We start from the raw sequence: 24,435 nt of genomic DNA on the forward strand, positions 1-24,435 counted from the left end.
GGCGCCGATAGCGGGAAGTACGGCGATCAGGCCGACTTCAGCATACGTACCCAGTCGACGTAGCGGTCGACGAAGCCCTGCAGGAACTTGCGCGTGTCCTCGCTGACGATCTGGCCCTGGTCGTCGATGCGCGCCGGGTCATGCTTGATGAACATTTCCGGCTGCCCGAGCGTCTTCACGTCGAGATACGCGAGCACGTTGCGCAGGTGCTGTTGCGCGAGCGCGGTGCCGGTCGCACCAGGCGACGTGCCGAGCACCGCGCCCGGCTTGCCGGACCACGAGTTGTGCCCCCACGGGCGCGAGCCCCAGTCGAGTGCGTTCTTCAGCACGCCTGGAATCGAGCGGTTGTACTCGGGCGTGACGAACAGCAGCGCGTCGGCGGCTTCGATCGACTGCTTGAAGCGCTTCGCGACTTCCGGAAAGTCCGCGTCGTAGTCCTGGCTGTACAGCGGCAGTTCGCCGATCTCGACGAATTCGAACGCGAAATCGGCAGGGGCGAGCGAGATCACGGCGTGCGCGAGCGCGCGATTCGAGGAACTGCGACGCAGGCTGCCGACGACGACTGCAACACGATAGGACATGGCTTTCTCCTTCCGGTGAGTGAGGAATCGGATCGATTGATTCGGGTCAGGCAACAAAGGTCTGTTTATAGGCAAGCCAGCCCGCGAACCGCCCCACGGGGCCGGCCGGCCGACTTTCCACAAGGTTTTCCACAGAAATTGTGGATAACTTGACCGTTATGATCTGATGTTACAAACCGCCCGCATCGGGATTTCGCAGCGCGCGACGCGGGTTCCGGCAAGCATAGCGCAGCGCGCCGGCCGGCTTCAGAATTCGTGACGGAACATGCGTTGCAGCACGACGTCGCTCCCAGTAAGCTGCTCGCACCGCGACGCGTCCGCCCGCTGGCGCACGCGATCGCTTCCGCTTCGTAAGGCTCCCGACCTGCCATGCCGTCCGCGTACGACAACCCCGCCTATCTCGCGCAACTGCGGCACGACCTGCTGCGCTTCGCGCGACTCCAGCTACGCGATGCCGATGCGGCCGAGGATGCCGTGCAGGAAGCGCTGACCGCCGCGTGGTCGCACGCGGGCGAGTTCGCGGGGCGGTCCGCGCACAAGACCTGGGTATTCGGGATCCTGCGCAACAAGCTGATCGACATCCTGCGCATGCGGCAGCGGACGGTGAGCCTGTCCGCGCTCGATGCGGAGCTCGACGGCGAATCCGCGCTCGATCGCGAGCTGTTCAAGGAAAACGGGCATTGGGCCGCGCACGCGAAGCCGCGGCCGTGGCCGCGCCCCGAGACGGTATTGCAGCAACAGCAGTTCTGGACACTGTTCCAGGTCTGCCTCGACCATCTGCCGGAACACATCGGGCGCGTATTCATGATGCGCGAATTCCTCGATGTCGAGATCGCCGACATCTGCAGCGAACTGACGTTGACGACGAACCATTGCAGCGTGCTGCTGTACCGGGCGCGCACGCGCCTGCGCACCTGCCTCAGCGAACAAGGACTGACGACCGAAGATGCTGCCGGGGAAATGTAGGGACGTGACGCGACTGCTGTCGGATGCGCTCGACCGGTCCTTGACGCTGCATGAGCGCATGCAGGTCCGCGTGCATCTGCCGACTTGCAGCGGATGCCGGGCGTATCGCGGGCAGATCGCGCTGCTGCGGGCGGCGGCGCATGCGGCGGCGGGGCGGGGTGCGGGGGATGAAGCGGACGGCGATCGGGATGAGTCGTCGGGCGACGGGCAGGGCTGAGTTGCCGACGTCGGTGTGCGGTCAGGCGTTGCAGCGGGCGATGTCGTTGTTGACGTCGAAGGGTTGACGCTGGAGGTGGCTCGCGGGCATCGAATACGGGCTGCTCGCTGCGCGGCGTCGGAAGGCGTTCGCGGTGTGCGAATTCAGTGGGTCGATCCGGCGCGTCCTGTGATAGCCACTTCGAGCGGCTCATTTGGCGGCTGCGGGCAGCGCAGCCACGGTGGACGGTTGCGGTACTCGAATTCAGCCGGCCGATCCCGACGCGTTGATTGTCGCTGTGAGCGGCCGATGGTTATCGCGGCCGCGGTGGTCGGTTGCGGCTTGCGGCTTGCGGCTTGCGGCTTGCGGCTTGCGGCTTGCGGCTTGCGGCTTGCGGCTTGCGGCTTGCGGCTTGCGAATTCAGCCGCTCATTCCCGGCGCACTCACGCCGGGATGATGCGATAAGAAAAATACACCGAACAAGAATTATTCGAATAGCGCGCGCACCGACTCGGGCGGCCGGCCGATGGCTGCCTTGCCTCGATACACGACGATCGGACGCTGCAACAGAATCGGATGGGCGGCGATCGCTTCGTAGGCCTCCGCATCGGTCAGACTCGCGCGCGCCAGATCCATCGTCTTGTACGCTTCCTCGCCGTCGCGAAGCATGTCGCGCACCGGGCACCCAAGCTGACGATGCAGCGTTTCCAGGTCCTTGGCCGTCGGCGGCGTCTTCAGATACTCGACGACATTCACCGGCGTGCCGGTGGTGTTCAGCGTCTCGACCAGTGCGAGGGTCTCGCGGGACTTCGAGCAGCGGGGGTTGTGATAGATCGTGATCATCATTCAGGCCAGGATGGGAGAGGCCCGTATTGTAGCCAGTCTGGTTGCGGGCGCTTCGGTGAGGGTGGCGCACGTGAGGAAAGGGGAATTGAAGACTCGCGTGACGTGTGGGGCGCGTCGATGGTGCCGCCGAACGCGCAACGCGCTTGATCCGTTTATGCGCATAAAGTGCGTTGCGCGGGCGATTACCTGAGCCGTCTTCGCTGGCGAATAGCGGACGGGGAATAACGACGCATCGCAATGGCGAGTGCAAGCCGCGCCCCGGGGCCGCATTCCGGTTGATCGATCGTTGGCTTTATGCGCATAAAGCTGTCTCTTCCCCGTGGTGGGAAGGGCCACCAACATCGCGGCCGACCTGCGCACTTCGATGCCTCGCGTGATCAGCGGTGCGATAGCGTTGGTGTCGGGGACATCGTCGCGGGTCGACTTTGGCCTGCCAACGTGCGACCGCTAACGGCCGCAGATCCTCTCGATGGTTTATGCGCATAAACATTGGAGATGGCCAGCGCTTTGTTGCGGCACACGACGCGTATCGCGACTATCGCGTCGGCCTGAGCGGGCAGAATTCGTCATCCGGACACGGGCTCAAGCGAGGACTCCAACTCGTAGAGGTTCGCCGGCGCCGCGGAGTTTATGCGCACAAACTCCGCCTTCACCAAAGCAGCGCCCTCCGTCAACGAAGGGAAGGGCAGGTCCGGATACATCGCAACGATCGGCATCTCGAACACGATCCCGAAACGTCAGCCGGGGCGAATATCCCTCCACTCATCATCGACTCCCCGCAATCTCGCCTCCAGCCGATCCAGCCATCCGGCATCCCCCATCCGTTTATGCGCATAAACCGGATAGCCCGAATGGCTAACGCGTAGCTGGTGAACGACAATTTCATTGAAATATAAATATCGTCCTGTAGAATTCCAACGACCAAAAACAGGAGTGAAAATTGGCCGCGGAAATCATTGCAGTCACTCAACAAAAAGGTGGCGTCGGCAAAAGCACGATTGCCATGCACCTGGGCGCGGCATTCCATGAGAAAGGGAAGCGCGTCCTCGTCATCGACGCAGACGGTCAAAACACACTGGTTCACTGGTCGAGCGCATCCGGTGACAGCGACGCCGGCATCCCTTTCCCGGTCGTCAACCTCGCCGAAGCCGGCGGGCAGATTCATCGCGAGATCAAGAAGTTCATCAACGACTACGACATCATCGTCGTCGATTGCCCGCCGTCGATCACCGAGAAGGTCTCCGGCGTCGTGCTGCTGGCCGCATCGATCGCCGTGATCCCGACTTCGTCGTCGCCGGCCGACTACTGGTCGAGCGTCGGGCTGGTCAAGCTGATCCAGCAGGCGCAGGTGATGAATGAAGACCTCCGCGCCGTCTTCCTGCTGAACAAGACCGAAGAGAAGCGCATGCTGACCCGCGAGCTCAAGCGTGCGCTCGAGGAACTCGGCTTCCCGTTGTTGAAGACGCAAATCCCGACCCGGGAAGCGTACAAGCAAGCGATGGCGCTCGGTCAAACCGTGCTGCAGATGAACGATCGCGGCGCCAAGCTGGCCGCCGCGGAAATCCGCGCATGTGCCGACGAAATCGTCGCCATGCTGCCCTGACTTTATGCGCATAAAGGAGTCACATGAAACCCTCCCAATTTGCAAAAGGATTCCAAGCGCGCCCGGACATCACGACGAGCGAGAAGCGCACGGCACTTGATCGGCTGAATGCCATCGACGGCATCGTCAAGTCCGAGACGGCCACGCCGGCCCCGACGAAGTCCGCCAAGAAGGACATTACGCCGCTGCCGACTCCGGAAGTCCTGCTCGATCCGTCAACCGACGAGTCGCCGCAATATCGCGCGTGGCGCCTCGAGAATCGCTATGCGCCCGGCCAGGTGATCGAACTGTCGCTGAAGGCGATCAAGCATAGTCCGTTCAACCCGCGGCACTTCTATCTGAAGTCGTCGATTGCCGAGCTCGCGGTCAACCTCGCGAAGCAGGGGCAACAGCAGGCGATCCACGTGATTCCGGACTACGACAATCCGGGTGCGTATTTCGTCAGCGACGGCGGCCGTCGCGTGCGCGCGCTGAAGGAAGCGAACAAGGAGTCGGTGAAGGCGATCGTGATCGACGTACCGATCGGGATCCAGAGCTACAAGCTCGGCTACGACCTGAACGTGCAACGCGATTCGCAGACGGTGTTCGACAACGCCGTCGTGTGGCGCCGCTTCCTCGACGACAAGCACTTCCAGAGTCAGAAGGAACTGTCCGAACATCTCGGCCTCGACGAGTCGACGGTCGCGGTTGCGCTGTCGATCGGCAAGCTGCCGGAATCCGTGATGCAGGAGATGGTCGCGCGCCCCGATCGCTTCGGTTCGAACATGGCATATCAGGTCGGCCGTTATCACAATGCGCGCGGCACCGAGGCAACGCTGCGGCTGATCAACAAGATCGTGTCCGACGATCTCAGCACGCGCCAGGTGTCGGACATCGTCAAGGGCCGCGTCGCGGCGCAGGAGACGCCGAAGCCGGCGGGCCGCCAGCGCTATGCGCAACGTCTCGAGATCAAGCTCGGCGGCAAGTCGGTCGGCGACCTGAAGTCGTATGGCGAAGACCGCATCGAGCTGCGCCTGCGCGGCCTGCCGAAGGACAAGCGCGACACGATCCTCGAGCAGCTCGAGCGGATGCTGTTGTCGGAGTGATGGAGACGGCCGGCAGGGCCTGGCGATACGCCGGGCCCGCCGGTTGAGCGGGCGGCCGGCGGCGGCCCGTCAGAGGGGCCTGAACGGGCCTCAGGCGGCCCGCGATTGATTCAGGGTGAACGACAGCAGGTCGCCGTCGGTCGGCTCGCCCCAGGTCTTCTGGGCCAGCCAGTCGAAAAACGCCGTCTCGGCTAGCTTCGAATCGAGACCGCGCTTGCGCCAGTCGTCACGCAAGTGCGAGCCCATCGTCGGCAACACTTCCGACTCGAACGACTCGCGCGCCACTTCGCGCTCCGCGTCGCCCTGCTCCTCGTAAAGCACCTTCGCTTCCTTGCGCCGGAACGCCGCGAATTCGCTCAACAGACGCGCCTTCAGATCATCCGGCTGCGCCGCGACGACCTTCGCGACAGGCGTGCCGGAAGGCAGTGCGTCGACGGACTCGACCGGCGGCGCATAACCCTTCTTCAGCGCATCCTTGAACAACGCAGGCGCACTGCGCACCGGCGGCAGCGTCGTGCTGCGCATCCGCTGTTCGGTCATCTGCAGGGCGGCGCGAATCCGGTTTTCCTCGCTGTCCGCGTAGAGCGTCTGCGCTTCCTTGAGCGGAATCCCGAGCTTGACCATCCGGTCGACCAGCGTGCTGTCGAACACGTTCGGATGCTCGTCGAGCGCGAGCATCGGCTGCTTGCGCTCGGTCACGCGGAACTGGATTTCCGCGACCCGCCGCCCTTCGCGATGCTCGATCAGCTCGACGAAGATGTTGGTGACCGCATTGACCTCGGCAATCGCCGGACGCAGATAGTCGCGCTTGAAGTACTTGTACTCGCGCTTCGCCTCATCGCCGGCTTCCGTATCGGGCGTACCCGACAGGATCGGCCGCCACCATTCCCACGGCTCGCGCATCGTCAGGTGGCTCGGGTTCGTCAGGTAGCGCACGCAGATTTCGTAGAGCGCGAGACCGGCGCTGCTGCGCAACTGGCTCTGGAACTGCAGGCTCAGACGCGCGTACTGGACCGGGTCGAGCAGCTTCTTCTTGATCTTCGGTGCGAACGAGAATTCGACCCACACGCGACGGGTGGCCGGATCCTCGAGAATTTCGGCATCGGCGATCAGCGTCGAGATCCCCCACTTGCGGCCCGGCTTCTGGCTCGACGTCCCCGTACTCCATTCGACCTGAACCGACACCATGCGGCGCAGGTGTTCCTTCACCAGTGCGGTGTCGTTCGAATCGAAGGCGGAGTTGGCGACGATATCCGACAGCAACGCGCGGTAGGTATCGCCCGAGTCGTCGGCCTGCTGCGCGACGGCGAGCAGGACGTTGAACAGCTTGCGGGTCAGGAGCGTGATCTTGCCGCTTTTCGGCTGAATTGCGATCGCCTCGACGGCCTTACGCAATTCGGCTGAACTGGCACTCACCACATCCACATCGGTTTTCTTGGCGCGCTTCGTGGCCATGCGTCGGGTCGGAGGAGAAGTTTCACGGAAGGATAGCGCCTGTGGTGATGTGCGTCCAGAACGACATGCTCACCATAGCCGGTGAAGTGCACGTACAAAACAGCACTCACCCCAACCCTCTCCTGAAAACCCTCACCAGTCCGGATTTACAGCGTTTCGGACTCGTCCAGACGTGTCGCGGGATGCGCGGATTCACAGATTTTTGCCTGTGCTCGACACGTGCGAAACTTGCTCCCGTATCAGCTCACCTTTCAATTTGTCGTAATTTTACGACTGCGCTTCCGGGTCCCGGTCACAGGGTCGCCACTGGGCGTCATGACATCGGGCGGACCGCCCGTACCGGCCTGTATGCATGTACAGGCGCGGCTGGCCGGAAGATCGCGACCGCATCCGGAATCCGGAAAACCCGCGCCCAAAACGGCCCCGCGACGTCGATCGAAGCCGTTTCACAGGCCCGGGCGCGCATTGTACAGTGCACCGAAACCGTTCGGTCCCGAAAATTCTCACCTCAGCAGATCGGAATCCTGTGACCCCGATACCGACGAATCCCCGACACATGCGGGATCAGCTGCCGGGACCTCCCGAAAAGCCTCACCTTAGTGCAAAAAGCGGCGCTCCAACGGATGCGGAAGCGACTCCCGAAAAATCTCACCGTAACCGCCGCGGTATCAAAAATGTCAATGGCATCCGATACTTATGCGCAGCAGGTGTTCCGCTGTGACCGGCGATCATCCCCCGAAAAACCTCACCTTTCCGGCATCCAGGCCTATGCGGCGACTGTGTGTCGACTCCTGAAAATTCTCACCTGTGCCAAAAAGTGGCACAGCAAAAATCAGATTTCTGCCAGTCCCAGCGGGCTTTTCAGCGAATTCGCCCTGTGACGCCCCCTGAAAAACCTCACCTTTGACTAACTTTTGAGCAAATAGCGCTCCTGAAAAGGCTCACCTATGCTGCGCCCGGCGGCCTGTGATTGCGGCCCCGAAAAAGCTCACCTGAACGGGATCCGGGCAGGAAAACCCGTATTTCGCTCCCGAAAAGCCTCACCTTTAGGACATCACCGGCTCCACAGGGCGTTTTTGCTGTGCAAAATGACGGTCGTTTCCCGGAAATCCTCACAGCAAATCCCTGTGGCGTCCCGTGAAACCTCACCTTTCATGAAAACTGCCTAAAAGATGGGCAGAATGAGGGCACGAAGAAGGTCCCGCAAATTCTCACCTATGTCTGCACAGGCAGAAAACTGTACGCTCAGGCACCGCGCGGGTTCTGTGGCCGCGCGGCCCCGAAAAACCTCACCTTTGGGAAACCTCGTGTTTCACTGTGATCCCGAATCCGCTCACGACCTTTCCTGCATCGGCTCACGCAGATCCCCGAACCCCATCACTTCAGCTCCCGCAGAACATCACCTTGGTTCCCGTAAAACTTCACCTTGTCGACCGGAAAGCCTTGCTACATAAGGCTGTGCCGTGGCGTTAACGTTTTTAACTAAGGGTTCAAGGGTGTTTACTTCTAATACTCTCAAGACAACGGTCGTCGAGTTTTCCACAGAGACCCCAAACCCCAAACCCCAAACACCGGCAGGCTACGATGACGCGCGTCATGTGAAACAAATGCACTTTTTCGGGGCCTACTCAGAAATGCTTGCAGTACAAGGACTTAGCTGACCTTCTTCGCTTTGTTTCACGGAATTGGAGCGCTGCTTCGTCCGGATTGGCTCACAGCCCCGATTTCTGTACGCAGCGACGCAAATTTGCCACGGTCAACGAAAACAAGTATCAAAAAATACGTATTTCGTTATGATCGCAACATCTCAATGTCTGTGAGTCCCTGCCATGACGCTGGATGAAATGCGTGAAGTCATCCGTGAAGAACTGGAAGCGCTGCGCGCGAGCGGTGCACGGCGCCAGGAGTTGTCGCTGCATGCCTGCAAGCGCCTGTTCTTTGATCTCGGCATCCGGCCGTCGGCCGCCAATGTCCGCGATCTGACCCAGACCGGCAGCGCCAGCGACATTCCGAAGGACATTGACCATTTCTGGGAACGGATTCGCTCCGCGTCGAAAGTGCGGCTCGACGGAGCGGCGATTCCGAAAGCGGTCGAGGAAAAGGCCGGCGCATTGCTCGGTGCACTATATGAAGAAGCGTTGAAGGCGGCCAGGGAAAGCCTCGACATAGACCGCGAGCAGGTTCGCGCCGGCGTGACGGACGCGGAACAGCGACTGCGCGACGCAATGGTTCGCCAGGAAACGCTCGAAGGCGCGCTGACGCGCAGTGAAACCCGCAACGATCAGCTGCAGGCGCGCGTGACCGAGCTCGAGGTGCAGCTGGCCTCGCAATCGACGCACGGTTCGGCAAACGAAGCGACGCTGCTCACCACCGTCACTCGACTTGAGAAGGAACTGGCCGCGATGGCTAGCCGCGTCGACGCCGAACAGACGCAGAACGCCGCGCTGCGCGACCGCATCGATACGCTGCAAGCCGAATTGCAGCAGCGCACCGAACACTACGCGCAGCAGATCAAGGACGCGGTGGCCGAAGCCGAGCGCCGCGTCAAACCGATGCTGGTCGAGCTGGACTCGCTGCGCAGCATGGCGTCGACCTACCAGAGCGGTTTGCGCGACGTGCAGCGCAAGGAATTCGATTTCCTTCAGCAACTGAGTTCAGCCAAGGCCCGTGCGGACCGGCTCGAGGAACAGTTGCGCAGCCAGGGCGATGAACTGGAACGCGCGACGCGCGATGTGAACGTGCTGCGCGCGAGCCGCGGGATGAATCCGGAGATCGCCGCGCTGATCCGGCGCCTCGCCGATGCGGGTCAACTGGATGCGGAAGCATTTGCCGCGATCGGTACGTCGCTGGACCACGAAATTCCGGTGCCGAACCAGTGCCCGCATTGCGACGGCGAACCGGAACTGTCGCATGGCGACGACGGCTTCGAAGTGTCGTGCCCCGAATGCGAACATGCGTCGGGGCCCTGGCCTTCCCGATTCGAAGCGGTCGCGCGTTTTGCACGCGACTGACGCGTCAGCCGGCACTGCGATCTCACAGGTGAGGGAATCCGGGACGCGTGAGGTGAGGTTTTTCGGGAGCTGTGAAATGGTGAGGCTACGCCGCACAAGGCTGCTCACGGATCATGTCGCGTGAGCAGCCGGCTGGGCATCAGTGAGTGTCGTCCTGGTCGGACGCGTCACCACTCGCGAGATCATCGCGCCAGTTCTTCCACGCGCGATGCAGGCGGTTCGACGAGATCGGCTGCATGAAGCCGAGCCATTTGCCGACTCGCTCGGGCGGCACGTCGTGTTCGAACAGCTCGGCCGCATACGTGTTGCGCAGCGTTTGCGGACTCGCGCGCGCGGTGCGCGACGACGTGAGCCCCGCGGATTCGACGATCGCATCGATCGCGCGCAGCATCGTCGCCTTGTGCATCGGCCGCCCGGCGTGCGACGCCGGAAACACGAGCTCGCCGGGAATCTCCTGACGCTTGCGCTCCAGGAGCCACGCTTCGAGCAACGCGATGGCGAACGATGCCAGATGGGTCTCGCGTGAGAAATCAGGATGCGTCGACGGGATCTGCAGCGACGTTCCGCTGATATTGATGCAACTAATCGTAAGCGCGCGTGCTTCGCCGGTCTTCACGCCGGCGCCGAGAAACGCAGCGACGAGCGCGCGGTCGCGCCGCTCTTTCCAGTAGGCCGAGCCCGATACGCCGATCGGCGAAAACAGGTAGGCCAGCAACTTCGCGCGTTCAGCCGGCGTCAGGAAACCGGTCGGCTCGTTGTCGCGTGCCTGGCGCCAGTTCGCTTCGCCATCCTGAGCAATGAAGCGTGCCGGATTGGTGGACGCGAACTCGATGCGCCGGATGTGGTCGAGCACGCGCTCGATCAGCCGCAAATAGCGCAGTCGCTGGGTTTTCCGGATCGGAAGCTCGCCGACGAAGTTCGCGATCGATGCGGTATCGACCGTGGCCAGGTTTTTCTGGTGTACCCGCAGCCAGGCGAGAAAGGCGCCCCATTGTGCGCGATAGACGTCGGCTGACGAACGGCGGTAGTCCTGCATGGCAAGCCATGCGTCGAATGCGGTTTCGGGCGAGAGGATCCAGTCGGATGCGCCGCGGTCGAACAGATCCTTTGCTTCCAGGGATGCCGGGGTGTCGGATGGCGTGGGAAGGGACATGTTATTTATTCCGTTAGTTGCGTATATGGTAGCCCTTTCCGCAACGTCGCGGGCAGCAGGATGCGGGAGCCGGCCGCGGTGTCGGACGGCCCGGGCCTGACGTCAGTCGCCCCACGCCTTGGACGGACGGTGAACGCGCTCGCGGGGTGCTGTTTCCTGCGACCTGGCCGCGGCTTCATATGCGAGGACCGCGAACGAGAACACGGCGGGCAGCGCATTTGACCGGCCGAAGTCGATCGGATCGTCCGTTTCGGGAAAAGTCATGTCCGACGGCCGTTCGAACAGTTGGCGCATGCCGACATCGTGCCGGCTGGCAAAGCCGAGATCGGCGAGCGCCTCGGCTTCGATCGCGTGCAGCAGGCGCCATGACAGCGGGACGCGCTGATGGATGTAGCGCCCGGCTATATGGCGAACGATCAGCTCGAGGTCGTGCGCGGCAGCCTTGAAGCTGAGCGCGGCCAAATCTTGTTCTTCTGTCATCGCAGGCTCCTGTCGACCGGAGCAGGCGCCTCGGTGCGCCGACCCCGGCCATGCATGGCGGAATGTCCGTATACTGTACAAACATACAGTATTTTCCGCAACTGGCCTTTCGGCCAGCTACCCGCATCGTCAGCGATGAATCACGATCAGTAGTGCGCGCGCCTCGGCCTTGCCGGGGTTGCGGATCGCGTGCGGCGCGTCGGCCGGGTAGCGTGCGGTGTCGCCCGCCTTCAGCCGCCGGCTCGCCGCCGCGGCTTCGATTTCCATCGCGCCCTGCAGCACGGTGAGGTGCTCGCGCGTGCCGGGTTCGTGCGCGTTCGACACGAGCGCGCCGCCGCCCGGCAGCGTGAGTTCGTACCACTCGAACTTGCCGGCCAGGTCGATCGGGCCCCATACGCGCAATTGATAGCGGCCATCGTGGCCGGCGAGCGTCGGAATGTCGTGCGGGCCGTCCACGCGGATCGTTTCCGGCGCCTTCGGCTGCGAGAACAGTTCGTCGAGCGTGATGCCGAGCGCGTTCGTGAGCCGCCACGCGACCGCGATCGTCGGATTGGCCTTGTCGCGTTCGATTTCGGAGAGCATCGACTTCGATACGCCGGCCGCGCGCGACAGGTCGTCGAGCGTCAGCTTGCGCTCGTTGCGCAGGCGCTGGATTTGCTCGCCGACCCGCGGCGGCGTCACGCCCGGCGGCTGCGGTGCGGCGCCGGCAGGCGTGCGCCGCGACGCGGAGGAACTTGCCATTTGGTTTCCGTTCGCTTAGAGTTGTTCGGTATTTCGAATTCTAGTTCGGAATATCGGATAAATGCGGTCAATCGAACGACCGACTATAACAGTAGCAGGCCGTTGCGCTGTCGCCACGAGTGGCGCGCGGCGGAGTGCGAATCCCTGTCAGGAGCTTTGCGATGCGTGATGCCTTTCTCGCCCAGGTGCGCGGGACGCTCGACCAGATCCGCGCGGACGGTTTTTACAAGACCGAGCGCGAGATCGCCAGCCCGCAAGCGGCGGCCGTGCGGCTCGCCGGCGGTGCCGGCGTGCTGAATTTCTGCGCGAACAACTATCTGGGCCTGGCGAACGATCCGCGCCTCGTCGCCGCGGCGAAGGCCGGTCTCGACGAGGACGGTTTCGGCATGGCATCGGTGCGCTTCATCTGCGGCACGCAAACCGTGCACAAACAGCTCGAAAGCGCGCTGGCGTCGTTTCTCGGCACCGAGGACAGCATCCTGTACTCGAGCTGCTTCGATGCGAACGGCGGCCTGTTCGAGACGCTGCTCGACGAGAACGACGCGGTGATCAGCGACGAGCTGAACCACGCGAGCATCATCGACGGCGTTCGCCTCTGCAAGGCGAAGCGTTTCCGTTACAAGAACAACGACCTGTCCGACCTCGAGGCGAAGCTGAAGGAAGCCGACGCAGCGGGCGCGCGCCACAAGCTGATCGCGACTGACGGCGTGTTCTCGATGGACGGCATCATCGCCGACCTGAAAGGCATCTGTGACCTCGCCGATCGTTACGGCGCGCTCGTGATGGTCGACGACTCGCACGCGGTCGGCTTCATCGGCGCGCATGGCCGCGGCACGCCCGAGCACTGCGGCGTCGACGGTCGCGTCGACATCATCACCGGCACGCTCGGCAAGGCGCTCGGCGGCGCATCGGGCGGCTATGTCGCGGCCCGGCGCGAGATCGTCGAATTGCTGCGCCAGCGTTCGCGCCCGTACCTGTTTTCGAACACGCTGACGCCGAGCATCGCCGCGGCATCGCTGAAGGTGCTCGAGCTGCTCGGCAGCGACGAAGGTGCGAAGCTGCGCGAACGCGTGCGTGAGAACGGCGTGCGTTTCCGCGAGCAGATGACCGCCGCGGGCTTCACGCTCGTGCCGGGTGCGCATCCGATCATCCCGGTGATGCTCGGCGACGCGCAGCTCGCGACGAACATGGCCGACAAGCTGCTCGCCGAAGGCGTCTACGTGATCGGCTTCTCGTTCCCGGTCGTGCCGCGCGGCCGCGCGCGCATCCGCACGCAGATGAGCGCCGCGCATACGCCCGAGCAGATCGATCAGACGGTCGCCGCGTTCGTGCGTGTCGGCAAGTCGCTCGGCATCGTCTGACGGAGGCGCGACCATGAAAGCACTGGCAAAGCTCGAACGCGGCCCTGGCCTCACGCTCACGCGCGTGAAGCGCCCCGAAGTCGGACACAACGACGTGCTGATCAAGATTCGCCGCACGGCGATCTGCGGCACCGACATCCATATCTGGAAGTGGGACGACTGGGCGCAGAAGACGATTCCCGTCCCGATGCATGTCGGTCACGAGTACGTCGGCGAGATCGTCGAGATGGGGCAGGAAGTGCGCGGCTTCGCGATCGGCGATCGCGTGTCCGGCGAAGGCCACATCACGTGCGGTTTCTGCCGCAACTGTCGCGCGGGGCGCCGGCATCTATGCCGCAACACCGTCGGCGTGGGCGTGAACCGCGAGGGTGCGTTCGCCGAGTATCTGGCGATTCCCGCGTTCAACGCGTTCAAGATTCCGCCCGAGATCTCCGACGATCTCGCGTCGATCTTCGATCCGTTCGGCAACGCGACGCACACCGCGCTGTCGTTCAATCTCGTCGGCGAGGATGTGCTGATCACCGGGGCGGGCCCGATCGGCATCATGGCCGTCGCGATCGCGAAGCATGTCGGTGCGCGCAACGTCGTGATCACCGACATCAACGACTATCGGCTCGAACTCGCGCGCAAGATGGGGGCGACGCGTGCGGTCAACGTCGCGCGCGAGTCGCTGCGCGACGTGATGGCCGACCTGCACATGACGGAAGGCTTCGACGTCGGCCTCGAGATGTCGGGTGTGCCGAGCGCGTTCACGAGCCTGCTCGAGGCGATGAATCACGGCGGCAAGGTCGCGCTGCTCGGCATTCCGCCCGCGCAGACGGCGATCGACTGGAACCAGGTGATCTTCAAGGGGCTCGAGATCAAGGGCATCTACGGTCGCGAGATGTTCGAGACCTGGTACAAGATGGTCGCGATGCTGCAAAGCGGCCTCGATCTGTCGCCGATCATCACGCATCGCTTTGCGGCCGACGATTACGAGAAGGGCTTCGCCGCGATGCTGTCCGGTGAAAGCGGCAAGGTGATTCTCGACTGGACGGTCTGAGTGCCGGCCGGGCGGCTCGGCGCGTTTGCCGACTGCGCCGCTCGTGCCGGCATGAGCGTTTGTCGGGGCCCGTCAGCCTCGACAAACGCGTAAGGTGAGACTATTCGGGAGCCGTGCTCGCGTGCCGAATGGCGGCGCGATCACGCTTTCGTGGCGCGCTTGGGCGCGGAATGCAACCGGTTGCACGCAGCTTCCGGTTTGCGAAACGAGGGCGATCACGCTTTGATTCCGCGGTGCGCGTCGGTGACAGTCAATCGCGCGTGCACCTCACCCGTCCAGGGCGCACCGCATCCCTTCCGTCGCGTCGCCCGGCGCATGTCTTTCTTCCCGGCCTTCCGTTCTTCGCTTGCCGTGCTTGAACAGCGAGCCCTCGCCGCATCACCTGCTTGTCATGGTTTGCCGTGCTCCTGCAGCAACACATCGCCATGCAGCGCGATCACAGCGCATCGTCGATGCGTGAGGCAATCAATGACGTGCGAGCTCACCCGTCAACCTGCCGGTCGGCATCGATCGGTGCGTTGCCCGCTATTTGATCCGCTCACCGTTCAACCATCGCGGTTCGAGCTGCAGACTCAACACGACGAGCCAGCGTTTCGGGCATTGCGGGGCGATTTCGACCAGATCGCCATGCATTCCGGAAACGGTCACGAGTCCGTGTTGCGCCGCATGCCGATACGCACGCGATGCGTCGGCCTGAAGCCAGAAGCTGACGAGCGCGCAGGTGACGAAGCGGAACAGCAGCAACGTCGCGGCTTCCGGCGCGAAGCCGAGTCATTCAAGCAGGCCGTCGAACCCGAGCGTCAGTATTTGCGTGACCGCGATCGTGACGGCCGTCAGCTTCAACAGATCGCGCATGCGCAGTGCCGCCCGCGTGCGGGCATGCCGCAGGGCAAGCCGCGCGCGATCGTCGTCGGCATCGTGTCTCATGACGCCGCGCCGGCACGCCGCGCGACGTGGATCGATGTCATGTCGGATGCAGGCATCCGCTCGCCCGACACACCGACGGCTTTGCACAGGATCGCGCTGTCGTAGCAGTGTCCCGCAAACCGCATCACGTCGATCAACTGAAACCCTTCGCTGCGATAGAAATCGACGAGCCGGACCGCCGCATGCGGCGCATCGAGCGCGAGGTGCGTCGCGCCGCGCGCGGCGGCCCGCCGTTGCGCGAACGCGAGCAGCGCCCGCCCGATGCCGCGGTCCTGCCAGACCGGATCGACGGCCAGCTGGCCGAGCGTCGCGACGCGGCGGCTGCGATACGGGTCGCAACGCGAATCGGGATCGTGCGGCTGCATCGTGATCGTCGCGACCAGGTGCGCGTTGCCGAGCGCGACGAAACACTCGCTGGCGAGCACGCGTTCGCGCGTCGCCGACGCCGGCTGGTCGACACCTGGACAGTTGAAGCCCGCGGCGCCGAGATGCGCGTACGCACGATGCAGCAACGCGGTCAGCGATTCATACGAATCGCTGCGCGGATCGAAACGCCGTACGACGACGCGGCCATCGAGCCGCTTGGCATAGGCCGCATAGGCACGCGCGGAGCGTGCGGATTCCGGTCGCTGCATGATGTCCTTTCGCCCAGACTGGGTGAGCGAAGTGTAGTGAGCGCCCTGCGTTCGCTTCAAGAAAAAATGTCGTAAACGCCGCCTGGAACGCGCGGCCCGCCATCGGGACCGGGCGGCGTTCGGCCCTCCCGCCGACAGGGCCATTTTGCGCGGGGGTTGACGAGGGAGAACGATCGTTCTACCGTAAACCCATGAACACACATGATGACCTCTCCGGCGAACCGGCCGTCCGCGACCGGCTGCTCGACGCGGCCGAAGCGCTGATCTACTCGGGCGGCATCCACGCCACGGGTGTCGATGCGATCGTGAAGCGGTCCGGCGCCGCGCGAAAGAGCTTTTATTCGCATTTCGAATCGAAGGAGGCGCTGGTCGTCGCCGCGCTCGAGCGCCGTGACGAACGCTGGATGCGCTGGTTCGTCGATGCGACGCTCGCGCGCGGCACGTCGCCGCGGGCGCATTTGCTCGGCATGTTCGATGTGCTGCGCGACTGGTTTGCGCAGCCCGATTTTCACGGTTGCGCATTCCTGAACGCATCCGGCGAGATTGCCGACGTCGACGATCCGGTGCGCGTCGTCGCGCGTATGCACAAGGCGCGCTTGCTGGCGTTCGTGCGCGAGCGGTTCGACGCGTATGCCGACGACGCCGCGATCGAGCGCCGCGGCCTGGCCCGCCTCGCGCGTCAATGGCTGGTGCTGATCGACGGCGCGATCGGCGTGGCGCTCGTCAGCGGCGATGCACTCGCCGCGCGCGATGCGCGTGCAACGGCGGAACTCTTGCTCGATACGGTGTCTCGAGCGTCGAAGTAGTACGTCCCAACCGGCTGCGTCCGTGCGCGGCCAGAACCTTGAACAGGAGCATCCCATGTCCGCTTCCCCGGAAGTCCGTCCGCCCGTTCCGCCCTTCACGCTCGACACGGCGCGCCAGAAAGTGCGCGCCGCGGAGGATGCGTGGAACACGCGCGACCCGCAGCGCGTCTCGCTCGCCTATACGCCGCAGAGCCGGTGGCGCAATCGCGCGGAGTTCGTGACGGGCCGCGACGAGATCGTCGGCCTGCTGCAGCGGAAATGGACGCGCGAGCTCGACTACCGGCTGATCAAGGAGCTGTGGGCGTTCGACGGCAATCGCATCGCGGTGCGATTCGCCTACGAATGGCATGACGACGCCGGCAACTGGTTCCGCTCGTACGGAAACGAAAACTGGGAGTTCGACGAAAACGGATTGATGGCGCATCGCCACGCGAGCATCAACGACCTGCCGATTCGCGAAGCGGATCGCCTGTACCACTGGCCGCTCGGCCGCCGTCCGGACGATCATCCCGGCCTGTCCGATCTCGGGCTGTGACGCAGCACGATGGCTGACGCGTGGACGCGCCCGATCGAGCATCGAGCGCGTCCCCTGTGCTCAACGGTGAGGAAATTCGGGAGCCGCGTATTGAGGTGAGTGTTTTCGGGAGTCGAGCATTCTGTGCTGGACGGTGTGATTCTTCACGCCCTGCATCTCACCGATCAATCTTCGCAGGAAACGGCGCGAATGCGCCGGCGGAATTACCGCATGCATGGGCATGCGCCGATCTCTCGTCACTCGCGTGCGAAGCAAACGTGAATCGGACACAGCACCGCGGCGCATTCGCACTGCCTCGCGACCCGTACTGGTTGGCCTACCCGCACAGTGGTGAGATTCAATCGGTGTGCATCGATGCGGGATGCAACTCACCGTTCGATATCAACACGATGCTGATCACGGTAATGATCGAAACGTAACCGTGCGTGTCGATGGATGGCGTTGCTCACCGTTCGACATCGACATCGACATCGACATCGACATCGACATCGACATCGACATCGACATCGACATCGACATCGACATCGACGCGCACGCATGCCACTCATGCATGCAAGCGTGTGTGTCGGCATCTGCAAAGGTGCGCGGCAGCCAGCCGTGTTGCTCACCCTCGAACATGACACCCATCGACCGCCCGGCAGCCGCGCACCCTTCACATCGTTCCGTCAGCCGACAATCCGCGCCGCGATCGCTTCACCCACTTCCTGCGTCCCCGCCTGGCCGCCGAGATCGCGCGTGCGCGGCCCGGTGCGCAGCACCTCCTCGATCGCCGCGACGATCGCGTCGTGCGCTTCGTGTTCGCGGCCCGCGCCGTTGCCGAGGAACTCGAGCATCATCGCCGCCGACCAGATCATCGCAATCGGGTTCGCGATGTATTGGCCCGCGATGTCCGGCGCGGAGCCGTGCACCGGTTCGAACAGCGACGGAAACGTGCGATCCGGGTTGAGGTTCGCCGACGGCGCGATGCCGATCGTGCCCGTACAGGCCGGCCCGAGGTCGGAAAGGATATCGCCGAACAGGTTCGACGCGACGACCACGTCGAAGCGGTCGGGCTGCAGCACGAAGCGTGCGCACAGGATGTCGATGTGCTGCTTGTCCACGGCGATTTCGGGATAGCGTTCGCCCATTTCGGCGGCGCGCGCGTCCCACCACGGCATGCTGATCGCGATGCCGTTGCTCTTCGTCGCGACGGTCAGCCGCTTCGCGCGGCGCTGGGCGAGCTCGAACGCGAACTTCAGCACGCGCTCGGTGCCGTGACGCGTGAAGATCGACTGCTGCATGACCACTTCGCGCTCGGTGCCTTCGAACATCGTGCCGCCGACCGACGAGTATTCGCCCTCGGTGTTCTCGCGCACGATCATGAAGTCGATGTCGCCTGCGTTGCGACCGGCGAGCGGCGACGGCACGCCGTCGAACAGGCGCGCGGGCCGCAGGTTGATGTACTGGTCGAACTCGCGGCGGAACTTCAGCAGCGAACCCCACAGCGAAATGTGGTCGGGAACCGTCGCGGGCCAGCCGACCGCGCCGAACAGGATCGCGTCCATGCCCGACAACTGCGCCTTCCAGTCGTCCGGCATCATCTTGCCGTGCTGCGCGTAGTAGTCGCAGCTCGCCCAGTCGATCTGCTCGAACTGGAAGCGGATGCCGAAGCGCGCCGTCACGGCGTCGAGCGCGCGCAGGCCCTCGGGCATCACTTCACGGCCGATGCCGTCACCGGGGATGACGGCAATCTTGTACGTCTTGTCGCTCATGCAAGCCTCCTTGGCTGGTCGGGCCGCCGGCAGCGTGCGCAGCGGAACATGACGCCATTTTATTTATTTCCATTCAGATTAAAATCATGCGAAAGGTTAATCGACTTTCCACGAATCGTGAATAAATCGCCGAATCTCGACGACCTGCGCGTCTTCAGCCTGGTCGTCCGCCTGACGAGCTTCAGCGCGGCCGCGGAGCAGCTCGCGGTGTCGCCCGCGTATGTGAGCAAGCGCGTCGCGCTGCTCGAGGCGCAGCTCGGCACGCGCCTGCTGCATCGCTCGACGCGCCGCGTGACGGTCACGGAAGCCGGCGAGCGCGTGTTCGCGCGTGCCGAGAAGATTCTCGACGACGTCGATCATCTCGTCGAGGACGTGTCGACCACGCGCACGGTGCCGCGCGGCACGCTGCGCATCTCGAGCAGCTTCGGCTTCGGCCGCCATGTCGTTGCACCGGCGCTGCTCGACTTCTCCGCGCGCTATCCGCAGCTCAACGTGCGGCTCGATCTGTTCGACCGGCTCGTCGACGTCGCGGGTGAAGGCTACGACCTCGACGTGCGCATCGGCGACGAGATTGCCGATCACCTGATCGCGCGCCGGCTTGCCACGAACCATCGCGTGCTGTGTGCGTCGCCCGACTATCTCGCACGGCGCGGCACGCCGCGCACGCTCGCGGATCTCGCGTCGCACGACTGTCTCGCGATCAAGGAGCGCGACCATCCGTTCGGCGTGTGGCGGCTGAACCTGCGCGGCGAAACGGCAACCGTGAAGGTCGGCGGAGCGCTGTCGACGAACCACGGCGAGGTGGCCGTGCAATGGGCGCTGGCGGGACGCGGGATCGTGCTGCGTTCGATCTGGGAAGCGGGGCCGCTGATCGAGCGCGGCGAGCTCTGTCGCGTGCTGCCGGACGCGATTCAGCCGGCGAACATCTGGGCCGTGTATCCGGAACGCGTCGCGGCTTCGGCGAAGGTGCGCGTGTGCGTCGATTTTCTGGCGGACGCGCTCGCCGGGTTGAATGCCGCGGCGAGCGACGACGCGGGCTGAAATCGGTCAAAGGTGAGCTTTTACGGGGGCATGTGCAGCGCATCGGCAGGCACCCGTTTACCGCTCGCAACCGCATCGCGAGCGGGCACCGTCCGGCAGGCACCGACGCATCGGTGGCCGCGACACGCCGGGCCGGCCGACGATGGCGCCCGCACGCCGCTTAGGCCGCTTTCTCCACGCTCGCCGCACCGAGCATCAGGTCGAGATTCTGCACGGCCGCGCCGGATGCCCCTTTGCCGAGATTGTCGAACACGGCGGACAGCAGCACCTGACCATGATCGGCATTGCAGAACACGCTGAGCCGCAAGTCGTTCGACCCGTTCAGCGCTTGCGGATCCAGATGCGTGATCGCGCGCGCGTCCGCGAGCGGCGTGACCTCGACGTGGCGCGCGCCGGCGTAGTGGTGCGCGAGACACGCGTGCAGCGACTCACCGGTCACGCCGGCCGGAAGAAGGCGCAGCTCGATCGGCACGGTCAGCACGATGCCCTGCCGATATGCGCCGTAAGCCGGAACGAACAGCGGACGGTGCGTGAGCCCGGCATGCAGCTGGATTTCGGGCACATGCTTGTGCGCGAGCGCGAGGCCGTAGACCTGCAGTGGTTTCGCGCGTGCGGTGCCGTTCGATTCGAACGCGTCGATGGCGGTCCGTCCGCCGCCCGAGTAACCGGACACCGCATGGATGCTCACCGGGTAATCGCGCGGCAGCAGGCCCGCCTGTTGCAGCGGCCGAAGCAGTCCGATCGCGCCCGTCGGATAGCAGCCCGGATTGCTGACGCGCTGCGCGCGCGCGATTTTCTGCGCATGTCCGTCGGCCATCTCGGGAAAACCGTAGACCCATTCCGGTTCGGTGCGATGGGCCGAACTCGCGTCGATCACGCGTACCGCCGGATTCCGGATGAAGCCGACCGCTTCGCGCGCGGCGGCGTCCGGCAGGCACAGAATCGCAATATCGGATGCGTTGATCGCTTCGGCGCGCCGCGCGGGGTCCTTGCGTTCGGTATCCGGCAGCGTGACGAGCCGCTGGTCGGTGCGATCCCGCAGGCGCGCGTGGATCTGCAATCCGGTCGTACCTTGGTCGCCGTCGATGTAGACAGTGGGTAGGCTCATGATGGTCGCGTTCCTCGTTTCGGACTGGGGAAAGCCGTATCGTCTACCGAACGCCTAGAATAGGAAAAGTTGAATTTCCTGATTGCCGGATTCAGTTTTCCTGAACGAGAGGTGGGCATGCGCGAGATCAGTCTGGACCGACTGCGTACGCTGGTCGCGATCGCCGACCAGGGATCCTTCGTGGCCGCCGCGCAACGGCTCCATCTGGCGCCGCCGACGGTCAGCCTTCATGTCGCGGAACTCGAAAGCCGCATCGGCGCGCCGTTGCTGTCGCGCACGCGCGGCAACGTGCGGCCGTCGACCATCGGCGCCGTGCTGGTGGAGCGGGCGCGCCGTCTGCTGGCCGAAGTCGAGTCGACCCTCGACGACGTGGAGCGGCAAGTTCAGGGGCTGACCGGGCGGGTGCGCCTCGGCGCGTCGACCGGGGCGATCGCTCATCTGTTGCCGCAGGCGGTGGCCCGGTTGCGCGAGCGGCATCCCGACATCGATGTGCAGATCGCCGTGCTCACGTCGCACGACACACTGGCGCGCATTGCACAGGGCACGCTGGACGTCGGGCTGGTTGCGCTGCCGCAGCCGGCGGTCGCGGGGCTGTCGATCCGCGCGTGGCGGCGCGATCCCGTGCTGGCTTTCCTGCCCGCGGACTGGCGGCTTCCGGCGCGGGTGACGCCGGCCTACCTGGCTGCGCGTCCGCTGATTCTCAACGATGCGACCACGCGCCTGTCGCGGCTCACGGCGGAATGGTTCGCGCTCGGCGGCCATCGGCCCGAGCCGCGTATCGAGCTCAACTACAACGATGCGATCAAGAGTCTGGTCGCCGCGGGTTACGGCGCGACGCTGCTGCCGCACGAGACGGGCGCCCCGCTGCCCGACGCACGCATCGTCATGCGGCCGCTGCGTCCGGCGTTGTGGCGTGAACTGGGTATCGCCCATCGGGCCGGCCCGGTCGAGCGGCCGACGCAGCACGTGCTCGATGCGTTATGGGCGCTCGGCGCGCGCTAGGGAACCGCGCGGCCGTTCAGGACGTGCGCCGCGGCGCCGAATCGACCGGACGCAGCATGCGCCGCGCCGAACGCTGCATCGACGTTTCGTCGACAGTAGCGGGACGTGTCCGATCGAATGGCTGACCGGCGAACGATTGTGCCGACACGCGGCCGTGGCCCATTACAGCCGGTTGTCCTTCGCGAGCATCAGCACGCGCGCCCAGCGCCGTGCATCGCGCTTGTCCATCATCGGCAGCTTCCATTCGCCGCGCACGGCGTCGCGCACGCGCACGACCAGATGCCAGCGGCCGTCGATCGGCGCGGCCTCGCAGCCGTCGAGCTGCGACAGCGTATAGCGGCCGTCCGCGCCGTCATGCGACAGCCACAGCAGCCCCTGCGTCGCGGACACGCGCACCTCGCCCCAGGCGCGATGCACGATGTGGGTCCAGCCTTGCTCCTTCGTGTTCGGTGCGATGTCGCGGCGGCGCTTGATCCACCATGCGACCAGCGCGACCAGGATCGCGCCGGCGAGTGCCGCGACCGCGATCGCGACCGGCTGGCCGAACTGCGCGGCGATGACGTGAAACAGGTGAACCGCGCCCCATCCAATGGCGATGAGCGCGAACAGCGCAATGAAAATCGGCATGTCGAACCGGAAAAGAGGACGGACCGGCGCGGGCGGCGCGCCGGTCCGTCGCACACGGCATTACCGGCGGCGGTGAATGTCGTGCGTGACGAAGCCCGCGTCGTTGATGGGCAGCGCGAGGCCGTCCTTGACCGCGAGCGTGTTGCGGATGTCGTCGAGACCCGCGGCCCAGTGGTCGCGCATTGTCGACAGACCGAACTGATAGTCCTTGTAGTGGTGCTCGTACGCCTTCTGCTGATAGATCAGGTGCTGGATGTTGTACTTCTTCCCGCTCGACATCGCTTCAGCCTCGACGCACCACGGGTCGTTCTTGCGCTGCGCTTCCGGCACCTGCTCGAGCACGTGGCGCAGCACGTTGCGGTAGCGCTGTTCGCGCTGCAGCGTGTCGGTGACGAAACGCGTGCGGCTCGAGTACTGCACGTCCTTCGTGCGTTCCGCGACATCGGCCATCGTGCGCGGCAGCGGCCCGCGTGCGCTCCACAGATCGACCTGGAACGCCAGCGTGTCGCGGCGCGGACGCGCGCGCAGCACTTCCATCAGCGGCGTGTTCGACACGACGCCGCCGTCCCAGTAGTACTCGCCGTCGATCTCGACCGGCGGGAACGCGGGCGGCAGCGCGCCGGACGCCATGAAGTGCTCGGGCTCGAGGCGAATGCGCGAGTTGTCGAAGTACACGAAGTTGCCGGTGCCGACGTTGACCGCGCCGACCGACACGCGCGTCTCGCCCGAGTTGATCCGGTCGAAATCGCACAGCTTGAGCAGCGTCGCGCGCAGCGCCGACGTGTCGTACCAGCTGATCTTTTCCGGATGATCGGACACGCCCGGCAGCGGCGGCGGGAAGCGCGGCACGAAGAAGCCCTGCTGGCCCTGCATCATCGCGCTCGCGGCCTGCGATGCGGTGAAGAACGTGCGGATCTGGTCGATGCTGTTGAACAGCGCGAATTCGAACGCGGCCGGAATCGCGGGAAAGAACGCCGGCTGGCAGATCGTTTCCCAGAATTCGCGCAGCCGCTCGACGCGATGTTCGGGCGCATTGCCGGCGATCAGCGCGGTGTTGAGCGCACCGATCGAGATGCCTGCGATCCAGTCGAGCGGAACGCCCGCTTCGTGCAGCCCTTCGAACACGCCGGCCTGATACGCGCCGAGCGCGCCGCCGCCCTGCAGGACGAGCGCGATCGTTTCGTACGGCAGCGACCGCGCAGCGGCCGGCGGGCCGGCTTCGTGATGCAGGTCCGCCGCATCGACGGCCTGCTTTTCTGTACGCGCGTGCGGTTTCATCAATTGCTCCGAGAAATCCCGCCGTGGATGGCGGACACGGATGGCGTGACGTCGATCGACGGCACGCCATCGTGAGTCGTGAGAATAGGTGGTGGTGCGGGAATCGCCTCCCGTCAGGGAGGCGAGGACGTTACTGCATGAACCAGCCGTGGCTGACGACGAACGACTGGCCCGTGAGCGCGGCGCTCGGGAACGCCGACAGGAA

Annotated in this window: 24 protein-coding genes; 13 read left to right on the plus strand and 11 right to left on the minus strand. The window is 64.5% G+C overall.

Annotated features, from left to right (window positions below):
• Nucleotides 1–26: 26 nt before the first annotated feature.
• Nucleotides 27–581, minus strand: a complete 555-nt coding sequence (locus DIE21_RS16915) for an NADPH-dependent FMN reductase (protein ID WP_124498772.1) — start codon at nucleotides 579–581, stop codon at nucleotides 27–29.
• A 369-nt stretch (nucleotides 582–950) separates the two neighbouring features.
• Between DIE21_RS16915 and DIE21_RS16920 the strand changes: the two genes are divergently transcribed.
• Complete coding sequence (locus tag DIE21_RS16920) at nucleotides 951–1,547, plus strand: RNA polymerase factor sigma-70 (protein WP_124498773.1); 597 nt, start codon at nucleotides 951–953, stop codon at nucleotides 1,545–1,547.
• On the plus strand, nucleotides 1,528–1,764 hold the full coding sequence (locus tag DIE21_RS16925; protein ID WP_124498774.1) for a zf-HC2 domain-containing protein: 237 nt from the start codon (nucleotides 1,528–1,530) through the stop codon (nucleotides 1,762–1,764). Before DIE21_RS16920 ends, DIE21_RS16925 begins: the two co-directional genes overlap by 20 nt.
• A 465-nt stretch (nucleotides 1,765–2,229) precedes the next feature.
• Here the strand turns inward: DIE21_RS16925 and arsC are convergent, their stop codons facing one another.
• Nucleotides 2,230–2,586, minus strand: a complete 357-nt coding sequence (gene arsC, locus DIE21_RS16930) for an arsenate reductase (glutaredoxin) (protein WP_124498795.1) — start codon at nucleotides 2,584–2,586, stop codon at nucleotides 2,230–2,232.
• 943 nt (nucleotides 2,587–3,529) lie between these two features.
• On the opposite strand from arsC, the gene parA reads away from it, so the two are divergent.
• Together parA and DIE21_RS16940 are read left to right on the plus strand one after the other, a co-directional pair.
• Nucleotides 3,530–4,192, plus strand: coding sequence for a ParA family partition ATPase (gene parA / locus DIE21_RS16935; RefSeq protein ID WP_040138954.1), 663 nt, complete (start codon nucleotides 3,530–3,532; stop codon nucleotides 4,190–4,192).
• Between the two features lie 23 nt (nucleotides 4,193–4,215).
• Complete coding sequence (locus tag DIE21_RS16940) at nucleotides 4,216–5,277, plus strand: ParB/RepB/Spo0J family partition protein (protein WP_124498775.1); 1,062 nt, start codon at nucleotides 4,216–4,218, stop codon at nucleotides 5,275–5,277.
• Between the two features lie 90 nt (nucleotides 5,278–5,367).
• On the opposite strand, the gene DIE21_RS16945 is transcribed toward DIE21_RS16940, so the two are convergent.
• Entirely contained in the window at nucleotides 5,368–6,732 is a 1,365-nt protein-coding gene (locus tag DIE21_RS16945) for a replication initiation protein (RefSeq protein ID WP_124498776.1), read from the minus strand.
• Between the two features lie 680 nt (nucleotides 6,733–7,412).
• Here DIE21_RS16945 and DIE21_RS16950 point away from each other — a divergent pair.
• Both DIE21_RS16950 and DIE21_RS16955 read left to right on the plus strand, forming a co-directional pair.
• Nucleotides 7,413–7,613, plus strand: a complete 201-nt coding sequence (locus DIE21_RS16950) for a hypothetical protein (RefSeq protein WP_124498777.1) — start codon at nucleotides 7,413–7,415, stop codon at nucleotides 7,611–7,613.
• Between the two features lie 948 nt (nucleotides 7,614–8,561).
• Entirely contained in the window at nucleotides 8,562–9,743 is a 1,182-nt protein-coding gene (locus DIE21_RS16955; protein WP_124498778.1) for a DNA-binding protein, read from the plus strand.
• A 139-nt stretch (nucleotides 9,744–9,882) separates the two neighbouring features.
• On the opposite strand, the gene DIE21_RS16960 is transcribed toward DIE21_RS16955, so the two are convergent.
• The 3 genes from DIE21_RS16960 to DIE21_RS16970 all read right to left on the minus strand — a co-directional run bounded on the left by DIE21_RS16960 (nucleotide 9,883) and on the right by DIE21_RS16970 (nucleotide 12,117).
• Nucleotides 9,883–10,896, minus strand: a complete 1,014-nt coding sequence (locus tag DIE21_RS16960) for a tyrosine-type recombinase/integrase (protein ID WP_124498779.1) — start codon at nucleotides 10,894–10,896, stop codon at nucleotides 9,883–9,885.
• A gap of 102 nt (nucleotides 10,897–10,998) precedes the next feature.
• Complete coding sequence (locus DIE21_RS16965) at nucleotides 10,999–11,376, minus strand: DUF2471 family protein (RefSeq protein WP_124498780.1); 378 nt, start codon at nucleotides 11,374–11,376, stop codon at nucleotides 10,999–11,001.
• Between the two features lie 129 nt (nucleotides 11,377–11,505).
• The gene (locus tag DIE21_RS16970) at nucleotides 11,506–12,117 is read right to left on the minus strand and encodes a helix-turn-helix domain-containing protein (RefSeq protein ID WP_124498781.1); all 612 of its coding nucleotides are present in this window, start codon (nucleotides 12,115–12,117) and stop codon (nucleotides 11,506–11,508) included.
• 161 nt (nucleotides 12,118–12,278) lie between these two features.
• Here DIE21_RS16970 and DIE21_RS16975 point away from each other — a divergent pair, with 161 nt between their 5' ends.
• The 3 genes from DIE21_RS16975 (at nucleotide 12,279) to DIE21_RS37235 (ending at nucleotide 15,552) form a co-directional block, all read left to right on the plus strand.
• Nucleotides 12,279–13,478, plus strand: coding sequence for a glycine C-acetyltransferase (locus tag DIE21_RS16975; protein ID WP_124498782.1), 1,200 nt, complete (start codon nucleotides 12,279–12,281; stop codon nucleotides 13,476–13,478).
• Between the two features lie 13 nt (nucleotides 13,479–13,491).
• Nucleotides 13,492–14,520 (plus strand): L-threonine 3-dehydrogenase, encoded by a 1,029-nt coding sequence (gene tdh, locus DIE21_RS16980; protein WP_124498783.1) that lies wholly within the window; start codon nucleotides 13,492–13,494, stop codon nucleotides 14,518–14,520.
• A gap of 468 nt (nucleotides 14,521–14,988) precedes the next feature.
• On the plus strand, nucleotides 14,989–15,552 hold the full coding sequence (locus DIE21_RS37235) for a hypothetical protein (RefSeq protein ID WP_185642789.1): 564 nt from the start codon (nucleotides 14,989–14,991) through the stop codon (nucleotides 15,550–15,552).
• Here DIE21_RS37235 and DIE21_RS16990 read toward each other — a convergent pair.
• The gene (locus tag DIE21_RS16990; RefSeq protein ID WP_124498784.1) at nucleotides 15,444–16,082 is read right to left on the minus strand and encodes a GNAT family N-acetyltransferase; all 639 of its coding nucleotides are present in this window, start codon (nucleotides 16,080–16,082) and stop codon (nucleotides 15,444–15,446) included. The genes DIE21_RS37235 and DIE21_RS16990 overlap by 109 nt on opposite strands.
• Before the next feature lie 191 nt (nucleotides 16,083–16,273).
• Between DIE21_RS16990 and DIE21_RS16995 the strand changes: the two genes are divergently transcribed.
• Both DIE21_RS16995 and DIE21_RS17000 read left to right on the plus strand, forming a co-directional pair.
• Nucleotides 16,274–16,888 carry a TetR/AcrR family transcriptional regulator gene (locus DIE21_RS16995; protein WP_124498785.1) on the plus strand — a complete coding sequence of 205 codons (615 nt, stop codon included), beginning with the start codon at nucleotides 16,274–16,276 and terminating at the stop codon, nucleotides 16,886–16,888.
• Between the two features lie 55 nt (nucleotides 16,889–16,943).
• Complete coding sequence (locus DIE21_RS17000; protein WP_124498786.1) at nucleotides 16,944–17,423, plus strand: nuclear transport factor 2 family protein; 480 nt, start codon at nucleotides 16,944–16,946, stop codon at nucleotides 17,421–17,423.
• Nucleotides 17,424–18,088: 665 nt separating this feature from the next.
• Here the strand turns inward: DIE21_RS17000 and DIE21_RS17005 are convergent.
• On the minus strand, nucleotides 18,089–19,174 hold the full coding sequence (locus tag DIE21_RS17005; RefSeq protein WP_124498787.1) for a tartrate dehydrogenase: 1,086 nt from the start codon (nucleotides 19,172–19,174) through the stop codon (nucleotides 18,089–18,091).
• 117 nt (nucleotides 19,175–19,291) lie between these two features.
• On the opposite strand from DIE21_RS17005, the gene DIE21_RS17010 reads away from it, so the two are divergent.
• Nucleotides 19,292–20,215 carry a LysR substrate-binding domain-containing protein gene (locus tag DIE21_RS17010; protein ID WP_124498788.1) on the plus strand — a complete coding sequence of 308 codons (924 nt, stop codon included), beginning with the start codon at nucleotides 19,292–19,294 and terminating at the stop codon, nucleotides 20,213–20,215.
• Nucleotides 20,216–20,375: 160 nt separating this feature from the next.
• Here the strand turns inward: DIE21_RS17010 and argC are convergent, their stop codons facing one another.
• Entirely contained in the window at nucleotides 20,376–21,323 is a 948-nt protein-coding gene (gene argC / locus DIE21_RS17015; RefSeq protein WP_124498789.1) for an N-acetyl-gamma-glutamyl-phosphate reductase, read from the minus strand.
• A 117-nt stretch (nucleotides 21,324–21,440) separates the two neighbouring features.
• Here argC and DIE21_RS17020 point away from each other — a divergent pair, with 117 nt between their 5' ends.
• Nucleotides 21,441–22,325, plus strand: a complete 885-nt coding sequence (locus DIE21_RS17020) for a LysR family transcriptional regulator (RefSeq protein ID WP_124498796.1) — start codon at nucleotides 21,441–21,443, stop codon at nucleotides 22,323–22,325.
• Nucleotides 22,326–22,487: 162 nt separating this feature from the next.
• Here DIE21_RS17020 and DIE21_RS17025 read toward each other — a convergent pair whose 3' ends face one another.
• Together DIE21_RS17025 and DIE21_RS17030 are read right to left on the minus strand one after the other, a co-directional pair.
• Nucleotides 22,488–22,952, minus strand: a complete 465-nt coding sequence (locus DIE21_RS17025) for a hypothetical protein (RefSeq protein WP_124498790.1) — start codon at nucleotides 22,950–22,952, stop codon at nucleotides 22,488–22,490.
• Nucleotides 22,953–23,012: 60 nt separating this feature from the next.
• Nucleotides 23,013–24,230 carry a patatin-like phospholipase family protein gene (locus DIE21_RS17030; protein WP_185642790.1) on the minus strand — a complete coding sequence of 406 codons (1,218 nt, stop codon included), beginning with the start codon at nucleotides 24,228–24,230 and terminating at the stop codon, nucleotides 23,013–23,015.
• Between the last annotated feature and the right edge of the window lie 205 nt (nucleotides 24,231–24,435).

This window comes from Burkholderia sp. Bp9140, assembly GCF_003853425.1.
In the GTDB taxonomy this organism is placed as follows: Bacteria; Pseudomonadota; Gammaproteobacteria; order Burkholderiales; family Burkholderiaceae; genus Burkholderia.